Raw genomic sequence first — 21,213 nt, forward strand, 5'->3', positions numbered from 1 at the left:
TAAAAAAACGAAAGATGACAGGGATTAAATTCTTGGAGGACGCTCTATTTGGTTAATGAAACGGCTAGGTGAAGCTTCGAGATAAACTGAAGCTAGGGTAGGGGATTTTTTCAGAAACGTGCTGTCATTATCAAGATAGAAAGCAATATGGGTGAAATGGCCATGACACGAACAGCAATGATCACAATCATTTCCTGTGCCTAAATCATAAGCATTAGGCAGTTCGATTAACGTACTTTCGGTACATACTTCGTTGCTAATAAAATGTTCTTGTTCAAAAGAAAATGCGTCAGAAACTATCAACAAAAATTGCGCGCACAACAGCAAAGCGGCCAGAACCACTTTAAAATTTTTGCTAATGCGGAAATTCTTTTTCGACACAACATTCCTCTTCATGAAGGCTGATTATCTCTTAAAATATAGCTAGGGTCAATGAATGAGCGATCTGTTCAATACAGATATGAGACCAACACAGTGTAAGGAAGCCATTTGAACCTATTAAATGCTTAATTTAACTATGAAAGTAGAAAACTACCACCTTGCCAGCTCATGTATAATCCGACAACGCAAATCAGTACGCCGGATAAATAGGTCATGTTAATAAACATTAACGTGACCTATCGCTTCTTTAGCTATTTGGTGTCACGACAATCTTCTAGACCATTCTCAACCTCTATGGTTGTATGTGACAATTCAAATTCATCCAAAGCATTCGCTATGCTTTCTTTCAACATTAGGTATTCAGCTTTCGACTCAAATTGACTAACGATGTGAACTGTCGCGACATGATGCTCACCATCTAGTGACCAGATATGCAGGTGATGCAGATTGCTAACAGCATCAAGTTCAAGCAATTTATCAGTCACGTTTTGTAAAAGGTCGTTGTCTGGTGACGCCTGAAAAAACAGTTTTACGGTGCTGATAAGATTTCGGATAACGTTGAACAGAATGAAAAGCGTAAATCCGATAGAAAGAACCGGATCCAGAACAGGCCAGTCTTTGAACTGCATAACAATAGCGACAATGAGTACCGCTACCCAACCTAAAACGTCTTCGAGTAAATGCCAGTTCAGAACTTTTTCATTCAGCGATTTACCACCTTGTAATTTATACGCGGCGAAGCCGTTGACCAGTACGCCAAGAATAGCCAGTGCAATCATGCCTTCTGTTTCTGGCATCTCTGGATTACTCAGCCGTGGCACTGCCTCATAAAGGACCCAGGCAGAACCAACGATTAAAACAATGCCGTTTATCAGCGCCCCGAGTAAGCTCAGCCGCCTCTTGCCATTGCGTTAAAAACTCACTCATTGTTCTCTCCTTTAAGACAATGTTAATCAATCGCCGATTCAATTAATGGCTTTATGGATTGCTGCGTATTTGTATCTCAACCATCGGTGCATGGAACATTACATTCTGTGCTGTATCATGATGCCTGAGCCTGAAGCACTTGGTTGATACGTGACGAAACAAGTCAGTGCTAAGAGAATGAATTATTTAAGGTGATGCGGGTATTACTTCTCATCAATACTGATGTCTCTTGCTTTAGTGTAAGCTTCCCAACCTTCTTTTGCTGCATAAGGTACAATGAGCAATGCCGCCACAGGATCAGCCCACCACCAACCAAACCAATTTACCAATAGCAAACCGGCAAGGACAACGATCGTTTGGTATAAGCAGATAAAGGTATCTTTAGCATCGGCGAGTAACGCCGGGCTATCCAGCTTGCGGCCATATTTTCTTTTGAAATGAATTAAAATCGGGTTGATAAGCAAGGAAGTAACTAAAATGATTAACCCCATAGTGCTCCAGCTTGACGTTTGCTGACTAAGAAGTTTTGTAACAGAATCATAAGATATAAATATGCAGACCAAAGTAAATGATACGGCAATCACGTAGAGAGTGATTTTCTTCCGTCTATTTACTTGTTTTTTATCAATTCCCTTAAGTTCGCCGTGTAGACGCCAGCCTAGCGTGGTAGCGCTTAACACCTCTATTGTACTGTCCAATGCCCACCCTATGAGCGCTGAACTATTAGCAATTATTCCTGCGATTAAAGCTACTATGACTTCAATTGCATCATAGATGACATTTAATATTTGAAGCGTTCTGGCCTTTTTTAAATCACTTTTTCTTGTTGGTTCCATATTTTAACTTTTATATATTCCATCCAATAAAATCTTCATATTTTTTCGCACTCGTTCTATACTTATTTCTTTAGAAGTCAAGAAGCTAATTACGCCATTTCCAAAACTTGCCTGAGTACAGATAAGCACTGCGTACATGGGGTCCATTGTGACCAGGTTTTATAAAAGGGGCCTACCACATTTTCCAGACAACATTTACTAAAAAGGAAAAGAAATGACATTTGCTTGCGGGCTTGCAGACAAATGTTTAATTCTATTCATCACGCGCTTTATCTGAACGTAAGTATTTCTACAACGCAGCCACTGCCCCGATTAGGACCATCACTACCAGTAGCCAGATCAAACCCATACCTATCATCATTTCAACCCCCATCGTCTCTCCCATACAATTCATCATGATTTATGTACTCCCTAATTGAACCACCCGCATTTATGTAAACCGGCAAAGCCATAATGACGTCAAATTGAACCATCATAGACCTTAGAGTGCAGTACCCTTAGACTAGAGGTAGGCGGGCTCTCTTGGCTCCAATTTTTCCATAGGTTTTTGCGTTCGCTTTTTGTTGACAAAGACTTGGCTCATTGAGCTTATTAGGTAGCCAAGCACGAAAACCTAAAAAGCCATATAAACAGTGCCAAGGTAGTATGAGCAGTCTCTTGCCATTGCGTTAAAAACTCACTCATTGTTCCCTCGTTTTTGGCGATGTTAATCCATCCCTGATTCAATTAATGGCTTTATGGATTGTTGCGTATTTGTACTTTAACTATTGGTGCGGGGATCATTTGGCAAGGCCTGACTTTCCTAGACACTTTCTATGTCCTTAAAATACTGCCTGTCATATTCTGTTGGTGACGTGCTTCCGTTGGCAGGATGAGGTGTTCCGGAAGACTATTACATTTGATGATTTTTACTATTACAACCTGATAAGTAAGCGGAAGAGATTTCTTGACATTGTTCGTAGGAATGAGGCCTGACTTTGCAAAGCTTCTCAATGTAAACATATACCCATGATTTCAATAAAGTAATATATGCGCATTAATTTCAAAATCCCCCGCCTTCGGGTGTGGCGGTTCGAGTCCGCCCACTGGTACCATTCTCTTCCTTAGCGGAAGAAACAATAAACCGACTTTTTAGTCGGTTTTTTGTTTCTGATATTAAGCAGTTGTCCCCACACCCTTTTGATAAAAGTTCTTTTATTAAAAAACACTATCCGAATGTGGAGTAACTAAATGCAAAGTTTGATGCGAATCAGAGTTTTTCTATCTCTGCAAGCATCTGGCTGAACTCTGCCAGTTCAACTTCAAGATACTCACCACCATCACGCCATTCAACGCCGACCAGGACATTGTCTTCGGCCAGGTCTTCCAGCCAGAACTCCAGCCAGTCAGAAACGGAAATGGATTTAGGAATGTAATCTTCCCACTCATCGGTGCAATGTTCACGAGCCATTTCTGCGTCAGACCAGACAGGCATCACATCAGTGTTTTCGAAGTTAACCGAGTCGACAATCACCCACCCCTCTGTGGTTTTATCCTGTAGCGCCCATAACTCTTGGGTACTTTTAACTTTTGTCATGAAGTCGGCTGAATTTGAAGAAGTATTTGTCATAGAAAACGTTGGTTAGAGGATTAGACTCAATATGATAATTGGTGAACACGTGACTAGCCAGTGAATAACTCATGTTGTTCCGGCAATACGGGCCCCTTTATGTTCTTTTGGGTTGTGTGATAGCGGTTTAGATTTCTGTCTGAATGACGGGGTAAGTACTTTTAATTTCTGCGACGATCTTCCGCTCCTTAAGCTGCGTAGAAATGTCAGGGAAATTCAGGAGTACAGGGGAATGTTTACGATCTACGCTTATTCCTTAGCAGGGTTGCTGGTAATTGCAGCGACTGTTTTCGTGCAAAACATCGTGGCAGCCGTCGCCCACAGGAAGCAATCAAGTTATATTCCGGGCAAAGTGAGCGATGAGTTAAGTCACGATAGCTTTGTGTTCCGAAGCCATCGCACGTTTCACAACTCATTAGAGAATATTCATCAGTTTACTTTGCCGGCACTGATTTGTATTTTTCTCGGCGCGCCCACCACAATACTCGCCGTACTGATTTGGTTGTATGCTGCGGTGCGCATTATTCACATGTCGCTCTACTACGCAATAGCCACTGAGAAAAATCCCAGCCCCAGAAGCTACTTTTATATGACAGGCGTGCTACTCACTGTTGGCGTGTATGGTCTTGGCCTTTATGCGCTGTTCACGCCCTGAGTTTGGCTTACCGGCTTTTCCGAATGATGCAATCAGGCCGGTTTCCCCACCGGCCCGGGAATTGATGCACTTCAGGCCATGAAGTGCATCATTTTTCTCACCTGCTCAGGCTGCTACTGAGAAGGCAGAACATTGAAAGTCACTGAACTCGGGTGCGCCGCGTCGTGGTAGATGGTGTGCTGAGCACGGACGAAATCTTCTTCAGTCGCATGAAAGATATTATCCACGTAAGTTTGCGGATTCATATCAAGGAACGGGAAGATAGAGCTTTGGATCTGGATTTGTAATCTGTGGCCCCGTTTAAAGTCGTGCAACAAATCGTACAGCTCAAAAGAGACCTGAGTCGGTTTGCCCGGTTCAAAGGGTTTGGGCTCAGAGAAGCTGTCACGGAAACGTCCGCGGATAATGCCCCAGCGCACCAGTTCATGGCGGTCACCGGTTTCTTTGTCCACTTCATTGGTGTTTTCATCCACGCCCGGGAACACATCAATAATTTTCACCACAAAATCCGCTGCGGTTTTATCCGTGGACACCCACAGGTTCACGTTCACTTCACCGGCAACGGTCATATCACTTGTCATGGGCTCGGTTTCAAATTTCAGCACATCCGGACGGCGGGCGGTGAAACGCTGATCTTCAGCCATATAAGGGCGATCCCATCCACGGCTGATTGCTGCAGAATGAGGTACAGGATTACGGGGGTCGGATACATAGTCTGAAGCACCGCCATCTTTATCCGGTTTGTTCTCAGACAAACTGTCATCATTTGTCAGATACAGTGTTTTTTCACTGGTATCAGCAGGTGGCCACTGCCCGAAGAAACGCCAGCGGTTCGCACCGGTTTCAAACATGGTTGCAGTCTGCTCGTACTTATCTTCCGACTCTTCCTTCAGGTGCTGGTTAAAGAACGGCAACAGAACATTGTCACGGAACCACACACTGGTTTCGAAGCCGAACTGCGCTTCGCCCATATTAGAGCCTTTATCACCAATCCACTGACCGTGATACCAGGGGCCCATGACAATTTGCACATTGTCACGTTTGTTCTCGTGCGACATAGTCTGATAAGTCGCCAGCGGACCATACAAGTCTTCGGTATCGTACCAGCCACCCACAACCAGCACGGCAGGCTTTACCTTATCGAGATGCTGCAGAACATTGCGAGCCTGCCAGTAGTCGTCATAGTTCGGGTGTTCAGTCAGTTCATTCCAGAACGGTCGCTCGCCATGGAAATAGTTTTTGTTAACGTTGGCCAGCGGCCCGAGGTCGCGGAAGAACTCATAACCGTCAGGCGTAGTGGCTTTGCGTCCTTCAAGACGGTAAGGATACGGCTCTGTACGGGGCGCATCGAAAGTATCAAAAAACAGGAATGCCATAGGTGTAGAAAACGCACCGTTGCGGTGAAAGTCATCGAAGAACCAGTCGGCAATAGGCGCCTGCGGAGAAATAGCTTTAAGGGCTTTGTGACTGTTGATACCGGAAACCGATGTATAGTACCCGGGATAGGAAATGCCCCACTGCCCTACCCGGCCATTGTTGTTGGGTACATTTTTTACCAGCCATTCGATAGTGTCGTAAGCGTCTGTGGCATCATCAACAGCGTCTTTTCCGCGTTTGTATGCGTCCTGCGGGCGCATGTTTACAAACTCCCCCTCAGACATTTGTTTGCCGCGAACATCCTGGAAAACAAAAATGTAGCCTTCCTGTTCGAACTTCTCACTGGGTCCTAAACGGGTTTTAAAATCTGACGAGCCATAGGGCGCAACGCGATAGGGTGTACGCTGCATTAGCATAGGCCAGCTTTTACTCTGATCGTAAGGTATATAGACCGAAGTAAACAGTTTTGTGCCATCCCGCATGGGGATGTTGTATTCATATTTAGCGTAGTGTGAACGGATATATTCCGCACGGGTATCTTTGTCAGGTGCTGCAGAAACAGCGGGAGTCATCACGCAACTGGCAATAACCAGCATGGCGTAGCGAAGGTATCGCATAAGCATCCTCTTTTTATATGTGCCGGTAACCGGCTCTGGGAGACAGACAACGGCATCTGTCGTGATATCACCTTATCACAGCGGGCAGGAGAAATTATTCCGCAGCGCTCTCGTTTAGCCCGGAGGTTCAGGCACTTATCGATTTGATGGAAGATGTGAGTCTTAGCGTACATCAGGCGCACATTTTATCAGCAACGTTGTTGTATCCCCCGGCGAGCTCCGGGAAATTAAGAAGGGTAAATTTCAAACAGAATGGTTGACGAAGTATGTCGTGAACGATAATAATTCTCAATACTATTTAACTAAGTGAGTCTGAGTGATGCTCAAACAACTTGTTGCCAGACGATGCCCTTGTTGTTCGCATGAAGTGCTGTTCTCCCACCGGCTGCTCTTTCTGATCAGGGAGCCTGTAACCTGCCGTTATTGCACGAAAACACTCAGACCGGATATCCGGACCATGAGTTTTAATATGTTCTGGCTGAGCATGACAGTAGCGTGGATGGTCCTGAGGTACACTTCACTCACGGACATTTTCGCTTTCATGGTCGCGGTATGCAGTGCGAATCTTTTATTACCCGCATTCGATTTATTATTTCCTCTTGAGGAAAGCATCAACAGTCCGGAGTAGCGATCAGCTCATCCGGACGGTATTGATTCACTAAGCGTTAGCCCGATCCCTCAGGACATTCCCCACAGAATGTATAAGCCGAATAGCAGAAAGCCTGCTGTGACTACGGTATAAAATGTGTGGAAGGCCGCAGAAAAACCGGCCACAGGTACTTTCTGGGTGTAATCAGTGCCGATTTGCCAACCTGCCAGCAGAGAGTTCAGCATCACAACAACAAGAGTGATTGTTGAGTAGAGTTTAAATCCAGTTGACTGATGAAATGCAGTCCAGCTTTCGTAGTCAACATTCTCCATTGTGAAAACGCTCACCAGATAAAATATCGCATAAGCAAAAATCATCACGTTACTGATCCGCTGGAATATCCACTCTTTTACGCCATTTCGCTTCATGTCAGTTAATCCCAAACCCAAAATCCGAACAACACACTCAACAATATGCCTGATGCAATAGCCACCTGCGATATCAGCTTGCCACCTTCAAGTGTTTCAAAATAACCAAACTCCTGAATGAGATGTTTTATTCCACCCATCATGTAGTAGCCCAGCGCGGTGAGAAAACCCCAGGTAAAAAATTGCGCGATGAAGTTGCCGCTGATAAGTAACTGCACATTTTCAAAGCCTTCAGCACCTTGCAGAGAAAGAAACAATAACGGCAGAAACCAGGCCAGAGAGAACCAGATAATCACAGCACATATCCGGTGTAAAATGGAGGCCAGCCCCATTACCGGCAACTTGATGGTAGTTAAGTCCATATTACGTGGACGGGTGTCTTTCATTCAGAAACTCCTGTAATCATACTTCTGGTAAACACGACAATACCTGAACCTTCGTTCAGTAAACACACTCATTCTGCATTTTCATATCAGGGAATCAAATAGTGTGCGGAAATTACTTAGCCCTTCGGAAATAAAAAGTTTCCATGATTTAAGCGCTGGTAATTTACTGCCTCGCACGTGATAATAATAATTCTTATTTGCAATAAGATACTTCATTTTATAAACGCCGACAATGAACACCGGAGCTTTTCTTATGCCAGACGCCGTACTCAGATCTTCTTTCTGCCGCACACTATTCGGGGCGTTTATCACGTTAATCAGCCTGAATAGCTATGGAAACGGTGAACCGGCTGAAGCTGCAAAAGCAGGCAAGTGTGCAGCAATACCCCAATACGTGTTTGGCTGGCAATTCGTAGACGAGCCTTGCAACTTCAAGCCACGTGGCGGCACATCAACAGGTAACAGCACAACAAAAGATCTTACCCCTTCCCCGCACTGGCTGAAACTGCAAACGGAAGACATGGATAAATTTGAGCGGGACCGGCAGGCCATACTGGCGATGTCGGGGTATTTTCGTGTGGGATTCGACTTTATCGAAACCATGGGGTTCACTAAAAATTACACGCCTGCGGCCCCCTATCGCTCCTGGGGCACGGAAATGGTGATTGTTGTCGACAATGAACCTGAATTTATCAGCCTTCAGCACATTATGGTGATGTATTTTGTTGGTGAAGACGGAAAGATCAGTGAGCCAATGGTGATGAAACACTGGCGGCAAGACTGGGAATACGAGAAGCCATCAGAGTTTGTATATACCGGCAATAGTGTATGGCGAAAGCATGAGTTCACCGGTCAGGATATTGAAGGCACCTGGTCTCAGTCGGTTTATCAGGTAGACGACTCGCCACGATATGAGTCTCACGGTAAATGGCAGCACAAAGGAAACCGCTCAGAGTGGATAAGCGAGTTAACCTGGCGGCCACTTCCCCGGCGGGAAAGCAGTGTGAGACAGGATTACCAGATCCTTGAAGGGATAAATAAACACATTATTTTACCCGATGGCTGGGTACAGGAAGAAGAAAACTACAAGCTGGTAATAAATAATACCGGCAAACCGGCCTCACCGGCTCCGTACCTTGCAAAAGAACTGGGGATTGCCCGTTACGAGCGCATCAAAGACCACGACTTTACGCCCGGCGAAGCATACTGGGAAGCAACATCATCATTCTGGAGAAACGTTCGTGAGGTGTGGTCCTCACTGATTGCTGAGAACACGTCCATTGAAATCAACAAGCAGGCAGACGGCAAGTTCATGTTCATGCCATTCTTCGACTACGCCCAAAACGTCAGTGGCAGCGGCCCTGTTGACCCTTCGACGGAGCAGCAAAAAATAAGAAACATGCTGGCGCCGTTTACAGAGCCAGCACGTTAACGGGGTTATCAGCGAAGGCGACTACAGTTCCGCCTTCGCTTCCTTCACCAGTCTGCGAACATCTTCCAGCAACTGCTGAGCATCGTATACGATGCCGTCCTTGATGGTGTAACGCACCGCTTTTTTGCGTACAGGCTCGTTGTTCTCATCCAGTTGGAAATGGCCGGTGCCGTAAAGTAACTTGAAGTTTTCCAGCGGATTACCATCTACAACAACCATGTCGGCATTTTTACCTACGGCAAGACTGCCAATTTTATCGTCGAGACCTAAGGCTTCTGCGCCATTTAATGTGGCTGCCTGAATGACTTCCAGCGGATGGAAACCGGCTTCCTGTAGTAATTCCAGTTCACGGATGTAAGCAAAACCGTAGATTTTATAGATGTAACCGGCGTCGGAACCGGTAGTCACCCTGCCACCATGGTTTTTATAGTCATTAAGAAATGTCATCCAGCGGCGGTAGTTGTTGCGCCAGTTGATTTCATCCTGCGTGGTCCAGTTGAACCAGTAGCTGCCGTGTGCATACCGGCTGGGTTCAAAGAACTCCCACAGCACGGGTAAGGTGTAATCGTCATGCCATACGGCCTGACGCTCACGCATAAGATCCCGGCTGGCTTCATAAATTGTCAGTGTAGGGTCGATGGTGAAGTCCAGGTCGATAAGCTCGTCTCTTACCTGCTGCCACTTCTCACTGCCGGGAGCTGCCGCCTGAAGCCAGAGTTTTCCGGATTCAGAAAACCGGTGCTGCTCGTCGTTGTAATTATAATGTGAGGGGTAGTCCTGAATAACTTTATCTTCAAACAGCGCTTCCGGCAGTCCGTACCAGTGTTCCATAGAGGTTAAACCTAACCGGGCAGAATCCAGTGCATTGGTTCCCATCACGTTCAGCTGGGCATGATGCATCATGGTGCCTAAACCCTGCTTCTTAGCTTCGTCTAAGGCTGCCGCCATAATTTTGGGGCTGGCACCGAAAAACTTGATGCCCTTCGCACCTTTACGGGCGATGTCTTTCACCCAGATTCTTGCCTGCTTCTCTGTGGAAACCGGCTGATCGCCGCCCATACCAAAACCCACATAAGGCACAATTCGCGGAGCAACAATTTCATTTTTATCACTGCGCGCCTGATGCTCCAGCACCCAGTCTGCGCCGTTGAAGCTGCCGGGTTCGCGGATGGTGGTAATACCGTGAGCCAGCCACAACTTAAACACATACTCAGCGGGAATATTGTCGGCAGAACCGCCAATGTGGCCATGCATATCAATAAAACCCGGCAATACGTACTGGCCCTGAATGTCGATTTCCTTATCACCGCTTTTCAGCTCAGGACGGCTGTATTTAATCGGTACGCCCGGGTGGCCCACCGATACAATTTGTGTAATTTTGCCATTCTCAATCACAATATCCACAGGACCCTGAGGGGGTGCACCTTCGCCTGAGATAATGTTGCCGCCTCTCAGAATAAGACGGGATGCTTCCATACCTTCACCGGCCTTTCTGTCAGGCGCTTTACTGCCCGGTGTGGCGGCAGCCTGAAATGACAATGTGATACAAAGCGCCAGAATAAATTTTTTCATTGCCTTACCTTGAAGCTATTATAATCAAAGGCCTATCATCACTCATTGTCAAATACATGCGCAAGCGCATCTTGCCGGGATTCGAACACTCGCTCTCACCCGTGGGTATTAGAAAAAGCACAATGCTTATTAATATATTGCTGATGAGAGGGTAACGATGCTGCGGTTCTTTTAACGGCTTCCCTCAACCCATGCATATTTTTAATAAGTATGTCACCGGGAATGCGGTCTACCCGGCTGTCGTAGTGCATCGGAACAATTCCCTGTCCCAGCATGACCGCCAACCAACTGTGTGACGTAAAAAGTGCATCAGGGCGGGTAGCTATATTGCCGTTTCTGGCAAATTGCTCCATTTTTTCTGATAGTGAGTCCGGTACAGACATGTCCCGGACAAATCGCCAAAACGCAGTATCGTCCCTTAGAGTTGCTTTGTAATGCAATATGATGAAATCCCGGATATCCTCATATTCGTCAGTCATCATCTTATTGTATCGGGACCGCAATTCATCGTTGCTTCCACTTGCTGACCATAAACTAATAAGCAGTTGAATACCGGTCTGCACCAGATGAATACTGGTTGACTCCAGCGGCTCTATGAAGCCCCCCGCTAACCCTATCGCTATACAATTATTTTTCCAAAATGTCCTGCGGTGACCAGTACGGAAACGTAAAAAATTGGGCCCTGTAACCGGCTCCCCATGCAAATCACTTAACAGGGAAGTCAAAGCTTCCTGCTGCTCCTGAAACTGGCCAGAATACACGTAACCGTTCCCAAAACGGCTTTGCAACGGAATTTGCCAACGCCAACCTGCCTCTTTGGCATAAGCGCGTGTGTATGGCGGAGCATGTATATTCTCATAAGTTTGAATTGCAATAGCGCGGTCGCACGGGAGGTAGTGTGTCCAGTCATTGAATTCACTCTGCAAATGTTCATTGATGAGTAAACCGCGAAACCCGCTGCAATCGATAAACAAGTCGCCGGCTACGACCAGACCGTTTTCAAGTCTTACAGACGTTATATCACCACTTTTCGGCTCAACAGAAACATCAACAATCTTGCCTTCAATTCGCTGAACATCCCTTTGCTCTGCATACCGGCGCAACAATTTCCCATAGGCGCCGGAGTCGAAGTGCCAGGCATTCCGCATGGTAGACAAAATAGTATTCGCCCCCCCTTGAGCCTGTGAAAATCGTCCTAATTTTGCTGCCACTGTGCACAAATTGTATTCGCAGATATTGCCGCAGAGCTCTTCCGGTAGTTCACCATTACGTACTAAGCTATTGAGCTTTAGCCATAACTGATGAAAAGGGAATTCGGGAGTATCTTTACCGAAAAAGCCGAAGGGATGGAAATAGGCGTGTCCTTTCCGGTACCAGTCAATAAACTCAATACCCAATTTAAATGTACCTGCACACTCCTTTAGCATGTCATGCTCGTCTATACCGAGAAACGCATTGAACTCTGCCAGCAAAGGAATGGTAGCTTCGCCTACGCCGATGGTGCCTATTTGGTCTGATTCCAGCAAAGTGACTTGCGTTTCAGGTTGTGCTGTTCGCGCTAACGCCGCAGCGCACATCCATCCTGATGTTCCGCCACCGACAATAACAACCCTTTTCACCGTCGTCCTCCGGCCCGGGGGCGAAACCCACCAGAAGCAACCTCGTTGATTAGTTGCCGGTGAGCAGGCACTGCCGTCATTGCATTTCTGCTTTGCTGTTGGATACTATGGAATTCACGTCGGGCATCATCGTAAAACCGGAGCGCATCTGCGCGGGCTGATATATCTGTCTTAAACCCCATACCATACAAAATGTATTGCCAACTGTTTTCGTCGAAAATATCGTGACTTGCGTCAATATCCAGAAATGATGGCGGCCTGTGTCGCCATTGTGCTAACTTACCTTTCAAGTATTCTGAAGCAGAATCCGGTGCCCTGTTGTCCCGCCAGAAAGCTGTATCGTCCCGCTCGCTTAAGTAATAATGTACCTTGATAAAATCTTTAACATGCTCAAATCGCTTGCACATGGCTTCGTTAAACTGCCTCGCCGACGCCTCGTAATCGCCGGACCAGGGAAATAAGTTGCACAGCATTAGCGCTGCAACTTCAGCAAAACTGATCCCGGTTGCTTCAAGTGGCTCTATAAAACCCACCGACAATCCAACACCAATACAGTTTTTATGCCACTGAGTTTGCCGGTAACCGGGCTCAAACTTCAACAGCCGGTGCGACAAATCTTCCGCTGCCGGGCCTATATGGGCTTTGAGCGTTTTAACAGCGGTCTCTTCGTCACAGTACTCAGACGCATATACATAACCAACACCACGACGATGATGTAAACCGATATCCCAAATCCAACCAGCCTCTTTGGCTGTGGTGTAGGTACATGAGGGGATGCCGGCTTGCGGGTTGTCATAAGGCACCTGCAACGCTACTGCGCGGTCGCAAAACAGTTCTTTTTTAAACGAAGTAAATGGCATGCCCAGGGTCTCACCAATCAGACGTGCCCGAAACCCTGTGCAATCAATATATAAATCGGCAGTAAGTTCTCCATGCTCTCTTGCTGTTACAGAAGCAATGCTGCCATCTTCGGCTAAAGTAACGTTGTCAATAGTATCGACCAGCCTCCTTACGCCGGTGTCCGTAGCTTTGTTTCTCACCAAAGCTGCAAGTTTAGTTGCGTCGAAGTGATAGGCATAGTTTAACGGCGCATCAAACTGAGGATGGGTAATTAATTTTGGGGCCAGCTTCTCATCAATCACCGTACTTTGCACTGAACAAGCTTTGGCCCAGGGGACATCCCCGGCAACCCCAAGCAACCAGTACGGAAGTAAATCCATATCTGTGTGCTGTGAGGCTACCTGGAAAGGATGAAGGTAATTGTCATCAGATTTATCTGCAGGGTTGTACTTCCAATTATTAAATCGGATCCCTTGTTTAAACGTGGCATCAGCATGTTTAATCAAGTCGCTCTCGTCAATACCAATACGTTTCATGGTTTTGCGAATAATAGGAAACGTTCCCTCGCCAACGCCGAGGGTGCCAATTTCATCCGACTCGACAAGCGTGATTGACACACCTCCAGGTGTATCTGCTGCCAACATACGTGCCATATAGGCCGCAGTAATCCAACCAGCAGTCCCCCCGCCGACGATCAACACACGCTTACTCATAGTGTTACCTCTGATATCAATTACCTTTGTGCTGTCACTTGTGAAACCGGGTTAAAAATTAAAACCTAAATGCAAACTGATGCGGCGGTCAGCAATGAAAACTGCACGGTCTACAAACACACCGTCCATAATTTCCATCTCGGTTCGCTGCTCCTCATCTGTCAGGTTTTGTACATTCAGTTTCACATTCATCGCATCACTAATCCGGTACGATATGCTTGCATCTAACCGGCCTATAGCCGATGCATATACAGGAAGACCAATCTGAGTATCACTACCGGTAGCAGGATCCGCATAGACAAGAGTGGTACCTGAGTCATTAGTAGTGGTCAGGTATCGATCACGCCAGTTGTAAGCGAGTCTTGCACTGATATCATTTTTATCATACAGCAGGGTCGCTGAATATGACCACTCAGACAGCCCGATAACGGGAACACTAAGCGCGTCACCGTTGATATCAAGAGCAAACGCATCAGGTGCATCATTATCGATAAATGTCAGGTTACCATCGACACCAAATCCACTCATCCATCCCGGCAGATTATCAAAATAAGTCCGTCCGCCCAATTCGAAACCTTTGATAATCGTGTCTTCATCAGCGTTAAAGTTCGTACGACTCGAAACATCCCCATTGAGGAATTCGCCTTGACCATCACTGACAAGCACTGATTGGGGATAATTTGCTTCTGAGAAAAAGTCACTGGCCGGAGCCGCAAAATTATTAAAAGTGATATAATTTTCAATAGTTTTGTAGAACAAAGCCAGATGCATCGAAGTCCCTTTCTCGGGATACCACTCAAGTGAAATATCATGGTTGTATGCTATTTCAGGCTCTAAGAAAGGGTTACCTGACGTATTCGTATAACCTGAAAAAATACCCGGCACGGAGACGTCCTGATCAGGATATAATGCATTAAGCTCTTCATTGACCGGATTTTCAGTGACTTGCACAGTAGCGGTTCCCTGCGCACGGATGTCCGGGTAACGTGGAGGCGTGAGTGTTTTTGTCCATGCGTAACGTGCTACTAACTCTTCAGACAAATCAAATTTAATGTTGAAGGACGGTAGCCAGTAGCTTTTTGAGAAATCTCCCATACGGTCTGTTTCATACCCTGCACTTTCGCGGGTTAATGGCGGCTGACTACCTTCGTTTGCTTCCTGCCAGGCCGCTACATTATCAAGCCCTCCCATTGCTTCGATGGAAGCTTCAGCATCTGCAAGACTTGCGTAGTAGCGGGCGCCGCCACTAAATACAAAATTGCCTTTGCTTTCGATATCATAGTTGACCCAGCGGAGACCAACGTTACCGCTAAAGTTCGACCATATACTATCACCAATATTTTCGAAGCCGACCATAGCGTACAGTGATTGGGTTTTGTGCTTTGTCTCATAGAAAGACGGCATCTGGTCAAAATTCGGGTTTGGCGTTTCGCCATACACATATGCACTTTGAGCAGGATCAGTACATTGATAATACAAGTCCGGACCACAAGCAGTATAGGTGTTGTACATCCTTTCAAAAGCGCTGGCATCGTTTAATTCAGGAGTACCAACCCACACAGCGCCCGGTGCAGCTGTATCACCTTTGAAAAAGTCTGAAAATTCTTCCAGATAAAAATCACCTTCGGGAGCAGTATCAACAAAAGGTCTTGGCACACCATTCCATCCCCGACCGGTTGCGGACCACCAGGTGCCTACAAAGTTATCGCTTTCACTTCTGTCTGCAACACGGCCACCAACAGCGAGTTTCCTGAAAAAGTCATGTTCGAGGAAAAGACTCCCGTCAAGTTGAAATGCATGAGCCTCACCATCATTTGCACTGTTCAACCAGTTGACCCTTGATAAACCGGCATCGGCAGGATTAGTTGATAAGGCCTCACCAAATGTAGCCACAGGTATTGACCCTTTCAAATCCAGATAGGTTTCAGCGATTACCGGAAGCACTGTACTTCCAAGGCTATACTTTCCGGATCTTGATTCCGCATTAACATATTGGTAGCTACCGCTCAAATCCCAGTAGTCCGCCAGATATTTGAATCCCACTGTGTGGTCAGCGGTTTTACTGTTAGACGGGCTGAAGCTTGAATTTGGAGAGACGTTGAGGCCGGATGTCAGATTTGTACTGGATATTGTCCCTTGTTGGAAAACCCCGTTGCCGTCAAATTCTGCTCCCTCAAATACCCCTACTGAGGTCCCCGGCTCAAGTGAAAGTATTTGGCTATGGCGGTCACTGTCCCGTTCTGAGATAAAGCTGGTATGGTAGAACTCGAGCGCATCCGAAGGCTTCCATTGTAAAGCTACATAATATCCGTTTCTCACCCTTTCAAACTGGTCTTGCGTATAACGAATACCTGCAGGTACGTAAACCCGCTGATCATTATATGAGGTCGCCAGATAGGGAGGTAAAATGACGTTACTGTCGTGGGATGCTATTTTAGAATACGCAAGGTTAACCAGAGCGCCGAATTCCCCCAGGTCGGTATCAATTCTGTTCGATACCATACCTGAAACCGCGGGCGTTACTTTTTCAGAGAAATCTCCGTAATCTGCTGTTATCGAAGCATCAGCCTTAAATCCTTCGAAATCAAATGGCATACGTGTTTGCAGATCTACTGTACCGGATACGCCACCTTCAATAAGATCTGCACGGCTGGCTTTATAAACCGTGACAGCTTTAAGGAGTTCAGGGCCCACATCAGCCCAATTTAGTCCGGAGCCACCGTTAGCAGAAAACACTTCACGGCCATTTATTAACGTTTTAGTTTTATTCAGCCCCCGTACCTGCACACCGGAACCTTCGAAAGCGTAACCATCCGGTGAGCCTTCGGCCCCGGCACGAATCCGGTTCATAGTTACACCCGGCGTACGTTCGAGAATTTCAAGCAAGGAGGTGCTGGGCACCTTGCCTGCCTCGTCTAACACTATCGAATCACCGATAGTATCGCCGGCGCGCTTCAGGTCAATCGCATCCTGTAAAGACTGACGCTGACCGGTAACAGAAATATATTCGACATCGTCATCTGACGTATTACCGTCACTCTGTTTATTAGCCGGTAAAGATTGCTGGACGGTTCTTTCAACCGGTTTGGCATCTTCGTCATCATTACTTTGGGCCATTACGCTTGTTGTGCATGACATAACGGCTAACGATAGTAGCGACAATTTAAAAGAAGGTAATTTACGTTTCTTGTTTTCCTGTGCAATCACGGGGTGAAATTTTGTTTTTTTAAAGCTAGGCATTTGCAGCCCTCCGATTTGTTTGATGGCAGGCCCCAACCTGTCAACGTGTTCCATACTGAGTTTCAGACAAACATACTTGTATACAACTTAACTGGACACGAGCATTATCAACCCAAAAAGTTAACAAATAATTTATTTTTATTAACAATGAGGTTACTTTTGTTTGAAAATTTATCGGATTTGAAGCTTTTAAATTTGATGCAGCCGGAGTTTAACCTTTTGAAATTAAACTAGTCCGGAGGCAGGCGGTGAAAAAATGAAAAGTTAACGTAGGTAAAGTCCCTTCCCTGAAGGAGTGGACTAGACAAAATATTCAGGATGGTCGACAGGCAATCGATCCAGCACATTGTATACCTCACGCAAATGCAAAGTCATAGCAGAGACTGCTTCTTGCCTGTTGCCAGAACGCAGTGCAGTTACAATTGCACGATGCTGTTGGATGACTCTCGCATATTGCCCGCTCATATGCAGACTAAGGTTTCGCAAACGGTCCATATGTGCCTTTTCCTGCTCTATCATATTGCTAACACGGTCAAATCCGGTGTTGCCCGATAGCAACTGATGAAAGTCATCATCAAGTGACTGGAACAGGAGGGCATCATCAATAGCTGCGGCATCCTCCTGCCGGGCGATAATTGATTCAGCCTCATTGAATAAACGGGATTCAGTATGTTCTGCAAGATAGCTCACCACAGATACCTCAAGCGCTTCACGGATAAAACGCGCCTCTAATATAGCTTCGCGGCTGAGGCGGGATACATACGTTCCTCTTTGCGGCCGGACCTCTACAAAGCCTAAATTAGCCAATTTGATCAAGGCTTCTCTGACAGGTGTGCGGCTGACGCCGAACTGATTAGCAAGCGCAGTTTCAGAGATAAGTTGACCCGGTTCCAGTTGCATACTGACTATTGCGTCACGTATGAAACCGTAAACCTGACTTCCGGCAGGGCGACTATAATCAATTTGTTTAGCATATTCAGCCGCTTGCTCCAAAAAAAGAACAGATTTATTACTCAAAACCGTGTACCTCATACTTTACTGGTTTACCAGTATCAGTGTATCGGATGTAAACCAACCTTCACATTATTATATGTGTAAATGTAACCTGCATTTATCATTTACCTGATTTACAGCAACAGCAGGTTCAACTGATTCCACTCCGGTACCCGTCTCGCATGCTTGATTTCTCATACAGCTACTTAAGAAAAACTACTATTCAGATTTTGATTGTTTGGAAAAACTCACATGGATATTCTCCAATACAACATTATCATCGATTCGATAGATTGTGACTGTATGGCTACCCTTCTTAAGGTTTTCGACATTCCATTTCAAAGTATATTCGTTAGTAACCACAGCTGCGGCCCAGGCTTTTTCTTCTTCTGTGAGATATGCACCACCGCTAGGGTGTAAATCAAAACTCAGGGTTTCAGGCGGACGTTCATCTACGGCCACACCGATTCGAATACCTCCCCGACCATAGGTATCAAGCGTCGGACTCAGTTTAATCTTAATAATTGCATTGCCATCGTATGGCTGGCTCAAGTCATATGACAGGGTGACTTTGTCTTCGAATGTGGTAGCAGCATGCCCCTGAGGAAGTGCTAACACACCAGCTTCTGATTGTCCGAGATGGTCCACAGCCTGCCAACTGAGACTTTTATTACCTGTTGCTCTGACGAAATCTTTAGCTTCAATGATTTGCCCGTCCTTCGGGTGGACCCTCTCCCGGAAGCTGACTTTGATGTCATTTTTCCCCTTATCTACTGCAATGACATCAGGCATAGTTTGCTGTGTGGGATCGCTCCAGGTTATATAATTCATATGTACCTGATTTATCATACCGTCCCATTTACCATTGTTTATTGAATGATATTTTTCAGTTAACACTTTATCTTTGGCAAAGTTCTTTTCTACTATATCTTTGAAATAGTTTGCCCGCGAATCATCTGCATCTGCCAGCTTCTTATTCCAGGCCGCTGCAAAATACATTTCATAAAGGTTGCTCAGTGAAGCAACTGGCCATTCAACTAACTGAAAGAATGCCGGATAATGCTCCTCATCAATTTTCTCTTTCACTTCGTCCATATCAGTTTCAAGCTGTTTCCACTTGATGTAGTGCTGATAGAACTCTCCGGGTTGCAAATCAGGTAATGTGGGCTCGCCTACTTCAAAAGTATCCTCGTTGAGCAATTCAGGCTTTCGCATAGCAGCGAGGGTACCGTAGCGTTCCAGCAGACTTGCAATATCTTTTGCCAGATCTGCACTAAAAGACTGTTCAGCAAATTGAATGGCATATTCCCGAAGATCTTGCGGCCCCACTTTTTCCGGGTCCCAGGCCATTGTCAGAAAGAAGTCTGTCGGAAATTCAATCGGCTTAAGGTCACCTACATTTACCACCCATAAATTTTTTGCTCCACGCTCGTAAGACAAATTCATTTGTTGCCATACTTTGCCAATTTGCACTGTATTCGTCCATTTGTAACTGCGCGGTCCACCAACGTAATCAAAATGGTAATAAACGCCGAAACCACCTTCACGATCAACATCTTTCACTGGCAACCGCCGAACCTGGCCCCAATTGTCATCCGCAAATAATAAAGTAACGTCATCAGGTACGGTCATACCTTTATCGTAATAGTCCTGCACCTCTTTATAGAGCGCCCAGACCTGTGGTGTGTCCTCAGCGGGTTTACCCGTTACATTTTCAATGATAGCTCTCTGATCATCCACAATGTTTTCAAGTAGCTTAATTGCTGTACCTTCTGACATTGGCTCATCCCCGTCGCCACGCATGCCAACAGTGACAAGAGATTCATAAGGTTTTCCATCTCCTTTTGACATCATCCGCTCTATACCGCCTCGCCAGAATTGTTGTATGGCCTCGCGGTTAGCCTCATAATTCCACGCACCACCACCTAACGGGTTTTCAGACTTGCGATGCCACTCTGCATGTGCCCGTGTCATTGGCTCATGATGCGAGGTGCCCATAACTATTCCCATATCATCTGCCAGCGAGGTATTTTTGGGGTCATCAAGATGGAAAGCTTTTCCCCACATGGCAGGCCAGATGTAATTCCCTTTGAGCCGTAAAATCAAATCAAAAACATGTTCGTACATGCCGGAATTCACACCACCAAACGTTTTTTGTGCCCAACCTTTTAATGCCGGATCTTCATCATTAATAAAAATGCCACGATAACGTACTTTTGGATAATCGCTCCTGGTCCCCGGCGTGATAAAAACGTTTGCATGTTGTTTAACCGGTACATCAGCAAACCAGTGCCAGGGAGAAACGCCCATTCGTTCAGAAATATCAAAGGTACCAAAGATAGCTCCCCGCCTGTCTGATCCGACAACAACTAACGCCCGCCCGACCCCTGGGGCAGGATCGTCAACCACCGTTATCTGATATGCTTCCCATTTATTTCGGATGCCAGAGATATCAAGTTTTCCCTCTTTCACAAGAGAGTCGATTAAAGCATCTTCCCCCGGGACTCCGATGATAATCGCTGCTTTATTTATCGTTTGCGTTTCAGTGAGCTCAGACTTGCCCCCTCCAACCCTTGTTAAATCTTCCGAAAAAGCTTTCGCGACTCTCTTTATGGCAGGATTTGCCGCCGGGGAAATTAAAACTGGGAGGGGTTGATTATTTTTAATGAGCGGGATGCCCCCGTTATCCTTAAAACAAACGGAAGCAGGTTCATCACATGCAAAAATACCTGTTGAAAACAGTGCACACAAAAGTGATACAGATTTAATTGTCGATCTCATATAAAACATACTCACGCCTGATTTTTGTATACGAAATGTAAACAAACCAAAACTAACTGACAATTACTAGTATACAAGTATGCATTACGTTTTTTTATTTTCTGATTTTCCCTCTCCTCGTCTTGAATAAAGGGCTTGAGAAATTTCGTAAACTGTTTACTTATTTTTTCTTTGGCTTTTAAACACCCAACTTCTCTGTATATCTTATTGAAGAATTC

14 protein-coding genes and 1 pseudogene are annotated in these 21,213 nt (G+C 45.8%); 2 read left to right on the forward strand and 13 right to left on the reverse strand.

Translation table 11 applies throughout. The features are described from left to right. Positions 1 to 24: 24 nt before the first annotated feature. From DS731_RS16340 to DS731_RS16355, 4 genes and pseudogenes are all read right to left on the reverse strand, one after another. Positions 25 to 381, reverse strand: coding sequence for a hypothetical protein (locus DS731_RS16340; protein WP_232373389.1), 357 nt, complete (start codon positions 379 to 381; stop codon positions 25 to 27). 251 nt (positions 382 to 632) lie between these two features. Further along, positions 633 to 1,286: pseudogene (locus tag DS731_RS16345) on the reverse strand (cation diffusion facilitator family transporter); the annotation flags it as partial. Between the two features lie 225 nt (positions 1,287 to 1,511). Then, a complete protein-coding gene (locus DS731_RS16350) occupies positions 1,512 to 2,144 on the reverse strand; it encodes a cation diffusion facilitator family transporter (RefSeq protein ID WP_015067954.1) in 633 nt (210 codons plus the stop codon). A gap of 1,249 nt (positions 2,145 to 3,393) precedes the next feature. Next, positions 3,394 to 3,753 (reverse strand): DUF2750 domain-containing protein, encoded by a 360-nt coding sequence (locus DS731_RS16355; protein WP_119502339.1) that lies wholly within the window; start codon positions 3,751 to 3,753, stop codon positions 3,394 to 3,396. A gap of 232 nt (positions 3,754 to 3,985) precedes the next feature. Between DS731_RS16355 and DS731_RS16360 the strand changes: the two genes are divergently transcribed. Beyond that, positions 3,986 to 4,408 carry an MAPEG family protein gene (locus DS731_RS16360; RefSeq protein WP_119502340.1) on the forward strand — a complete coding sequence of 141 codons (423 nt, stop codon included), beginning with the start codon at positions 3,986 to 3,988 and terminating at the stop codon, positions 4,406 to 4,408. A gap of 113 nt (positions 4,409 to 4,521) precedes the next feature. Here the strand turns inward: DS731_RS16360 and DS731_RS16365 are convergent, their stop codons facing one another. The 3 genes from DS731_RS16365 to sdhC all read right to left on the reverse strand — a co-directional run bounded on the left by DS731_RS16365 (position 4,522) and on the right by sdhC (position 7,805). Continuing rightward, positions 4,522 to 6,402, reverse strand: a complete 1,881-nt coding sequence (locus DS731_RS16365) for a CocE/NonD family hydrolase (protein WP_119502341.1) — start codon at positions 6,400 to 6,402, stop codon at positions 4,522 to 4,524. Between the two features lie 678 nt (positions 6,403 to 7,080). Next, positions 7,081 to 7,434 carry a succinate dehydrogenase, hydrophobic membrane anchor protein gene (gene sdhD, locus DS731_RS16370; RefSeq protein WP_119502343.1) on the reverse strand — a complete coding sequence of 118 codons (354 nt, stop codon included), beginning with the start codon at positions 7,432 to 7,434 and terminating at the stop codon, positions 7,081 to 7,083. Then, positions 7,425 to 7,805 carry a succinate dehydrogenase, cytochrome b556 subunit gene (sdhC, locus tag DS731_RS16375; RefSeq protein ID WP_119502344.1) on the reverse strand — a complete coding sequence of 127 codons (381 nt, stop codon included), beginning with the start codon at positions 7,803 to 7,805 and terminating at the stop codon, positions 7,425 to 7,427. The genes sdhD and sdhC overlap by 10 nt, the downstream gene beginning before the upstream one ends. A 253-nt stretch (positions 7,806 to 8,058) precedes the next feature. On the opposite strand from sdhC, the gene DS731_RS16380 reads away from it, so the two are divergent. After that, on the forward strand, positions 8,059 to 9,237 hold the full coding sequence (locus DS731_RS16380) for a DUF6607 family protein (protein ID WP_119502345.1): 1,179 nt from the start codon (positions 8,059 to 8,061) through the stop codon (positions 9,235 to 9,237). Positions 9,238 to 9,258: 21 nt separating this feature from the next. On the opposite strand, the gene DS731_RS16385 is transcribed toward DS731_RS16380, so the two are convergent. The 6 genes from DS731_RS16385 to DS731_RS16410 all read right to left on the reverse strand — a co-directional run bounded on the left by DS731_RS16385 (position 9,259) and on the right by DS731_RS16410 (position 21,004). Further along, a complete protein-coding gene (locus DS731_RS16385) occupies positions 9,259 to 10,809 on the reverse strand; it encodes an amidohydrolase family protein (protein WP_119502346.1) in 1,551 nt (516 codons plus the stop codon). Positions 10,810 to 10,904: 95 nt separating this feature from the next. After that, positions 10,905 to 12,428 carry a tryptophan halogenase family protein gene (locus DS731_RS16390; RefSeq protein ID WP_202980665.1) on the reverse strand — a complete coding sequence of 508 codons (1,524 nt, stop codon included), beginning with the start codon at positions 12,426 to 12,428 and terminating at the stop codon, positions 10,905 to 10,907. Continuing rightward, complete coding sequence (locus DS731_RS16395) at positions 12,425 to 13,981, reverse strand: tryptophan halogenase family protein (RefSeq protein WP_119502347.1); 1,557 nt, start codon at positions 13,979 to 13,981, stop codon at positions 12,425 to 12,427. Before DS731_RS16395 ends, DS731_RS16390 begins: the two co-directional genes overlap by 4 nt. A gap of 51 nt (positions 13,982 to 14,032) precedes the next feature. Continuing rightward, complete coding sequence (locus tag DS731_RS16400; RefSeq protein ID WP_202980666.1) at positions 14,033 to 17,098, reverse strand: TonB-dependent receptor; 3,066 nt, start codon at positions 17,096 to 17,098, stop codon at positions 14,033 to 14,035. Positions 17,099 to 17,521: 423 nt separating this feature from the next. Beyond that, positions 17,522 to 18,238 carry a GntR family transcriptional regulator gene (locus tag DS731_RS16405; protein ID WP_119502348.1) on the reverse strand — a complete coding sequence of 239 codons (717 nt, stop codon included), beginning with the start codon at positions 18,236 to 18,238 and terminating at the stop codon, positions 17,522 to 17,524. A gap of 195 nt (positions 18,239 to 18,433) precedes the next feature. Further along, on the reverse strand, positions 18,434 to 21,004 hold the full coding sequence (locus tag DS731_RS16410; RefSeq protein ID WP_232373390.1) for a glycosyl hydrolase 115 family protein: 2,571 nt from the start codon (positions 21,002 to 21,004) through the stop codon (positions 18,434 to 18,436). Positions 21,005 to 21,213: the final 209 nt, after the last annotated feature.

This window comes from Alteromonas sp. RKMC-009, assembly GCF_003584565.2.
Lineage (GTDB): Bacteria > Pseudomonadota > Gammaproteobacteria > Enterobacterales > Alteromonadaceae > Alteromonas.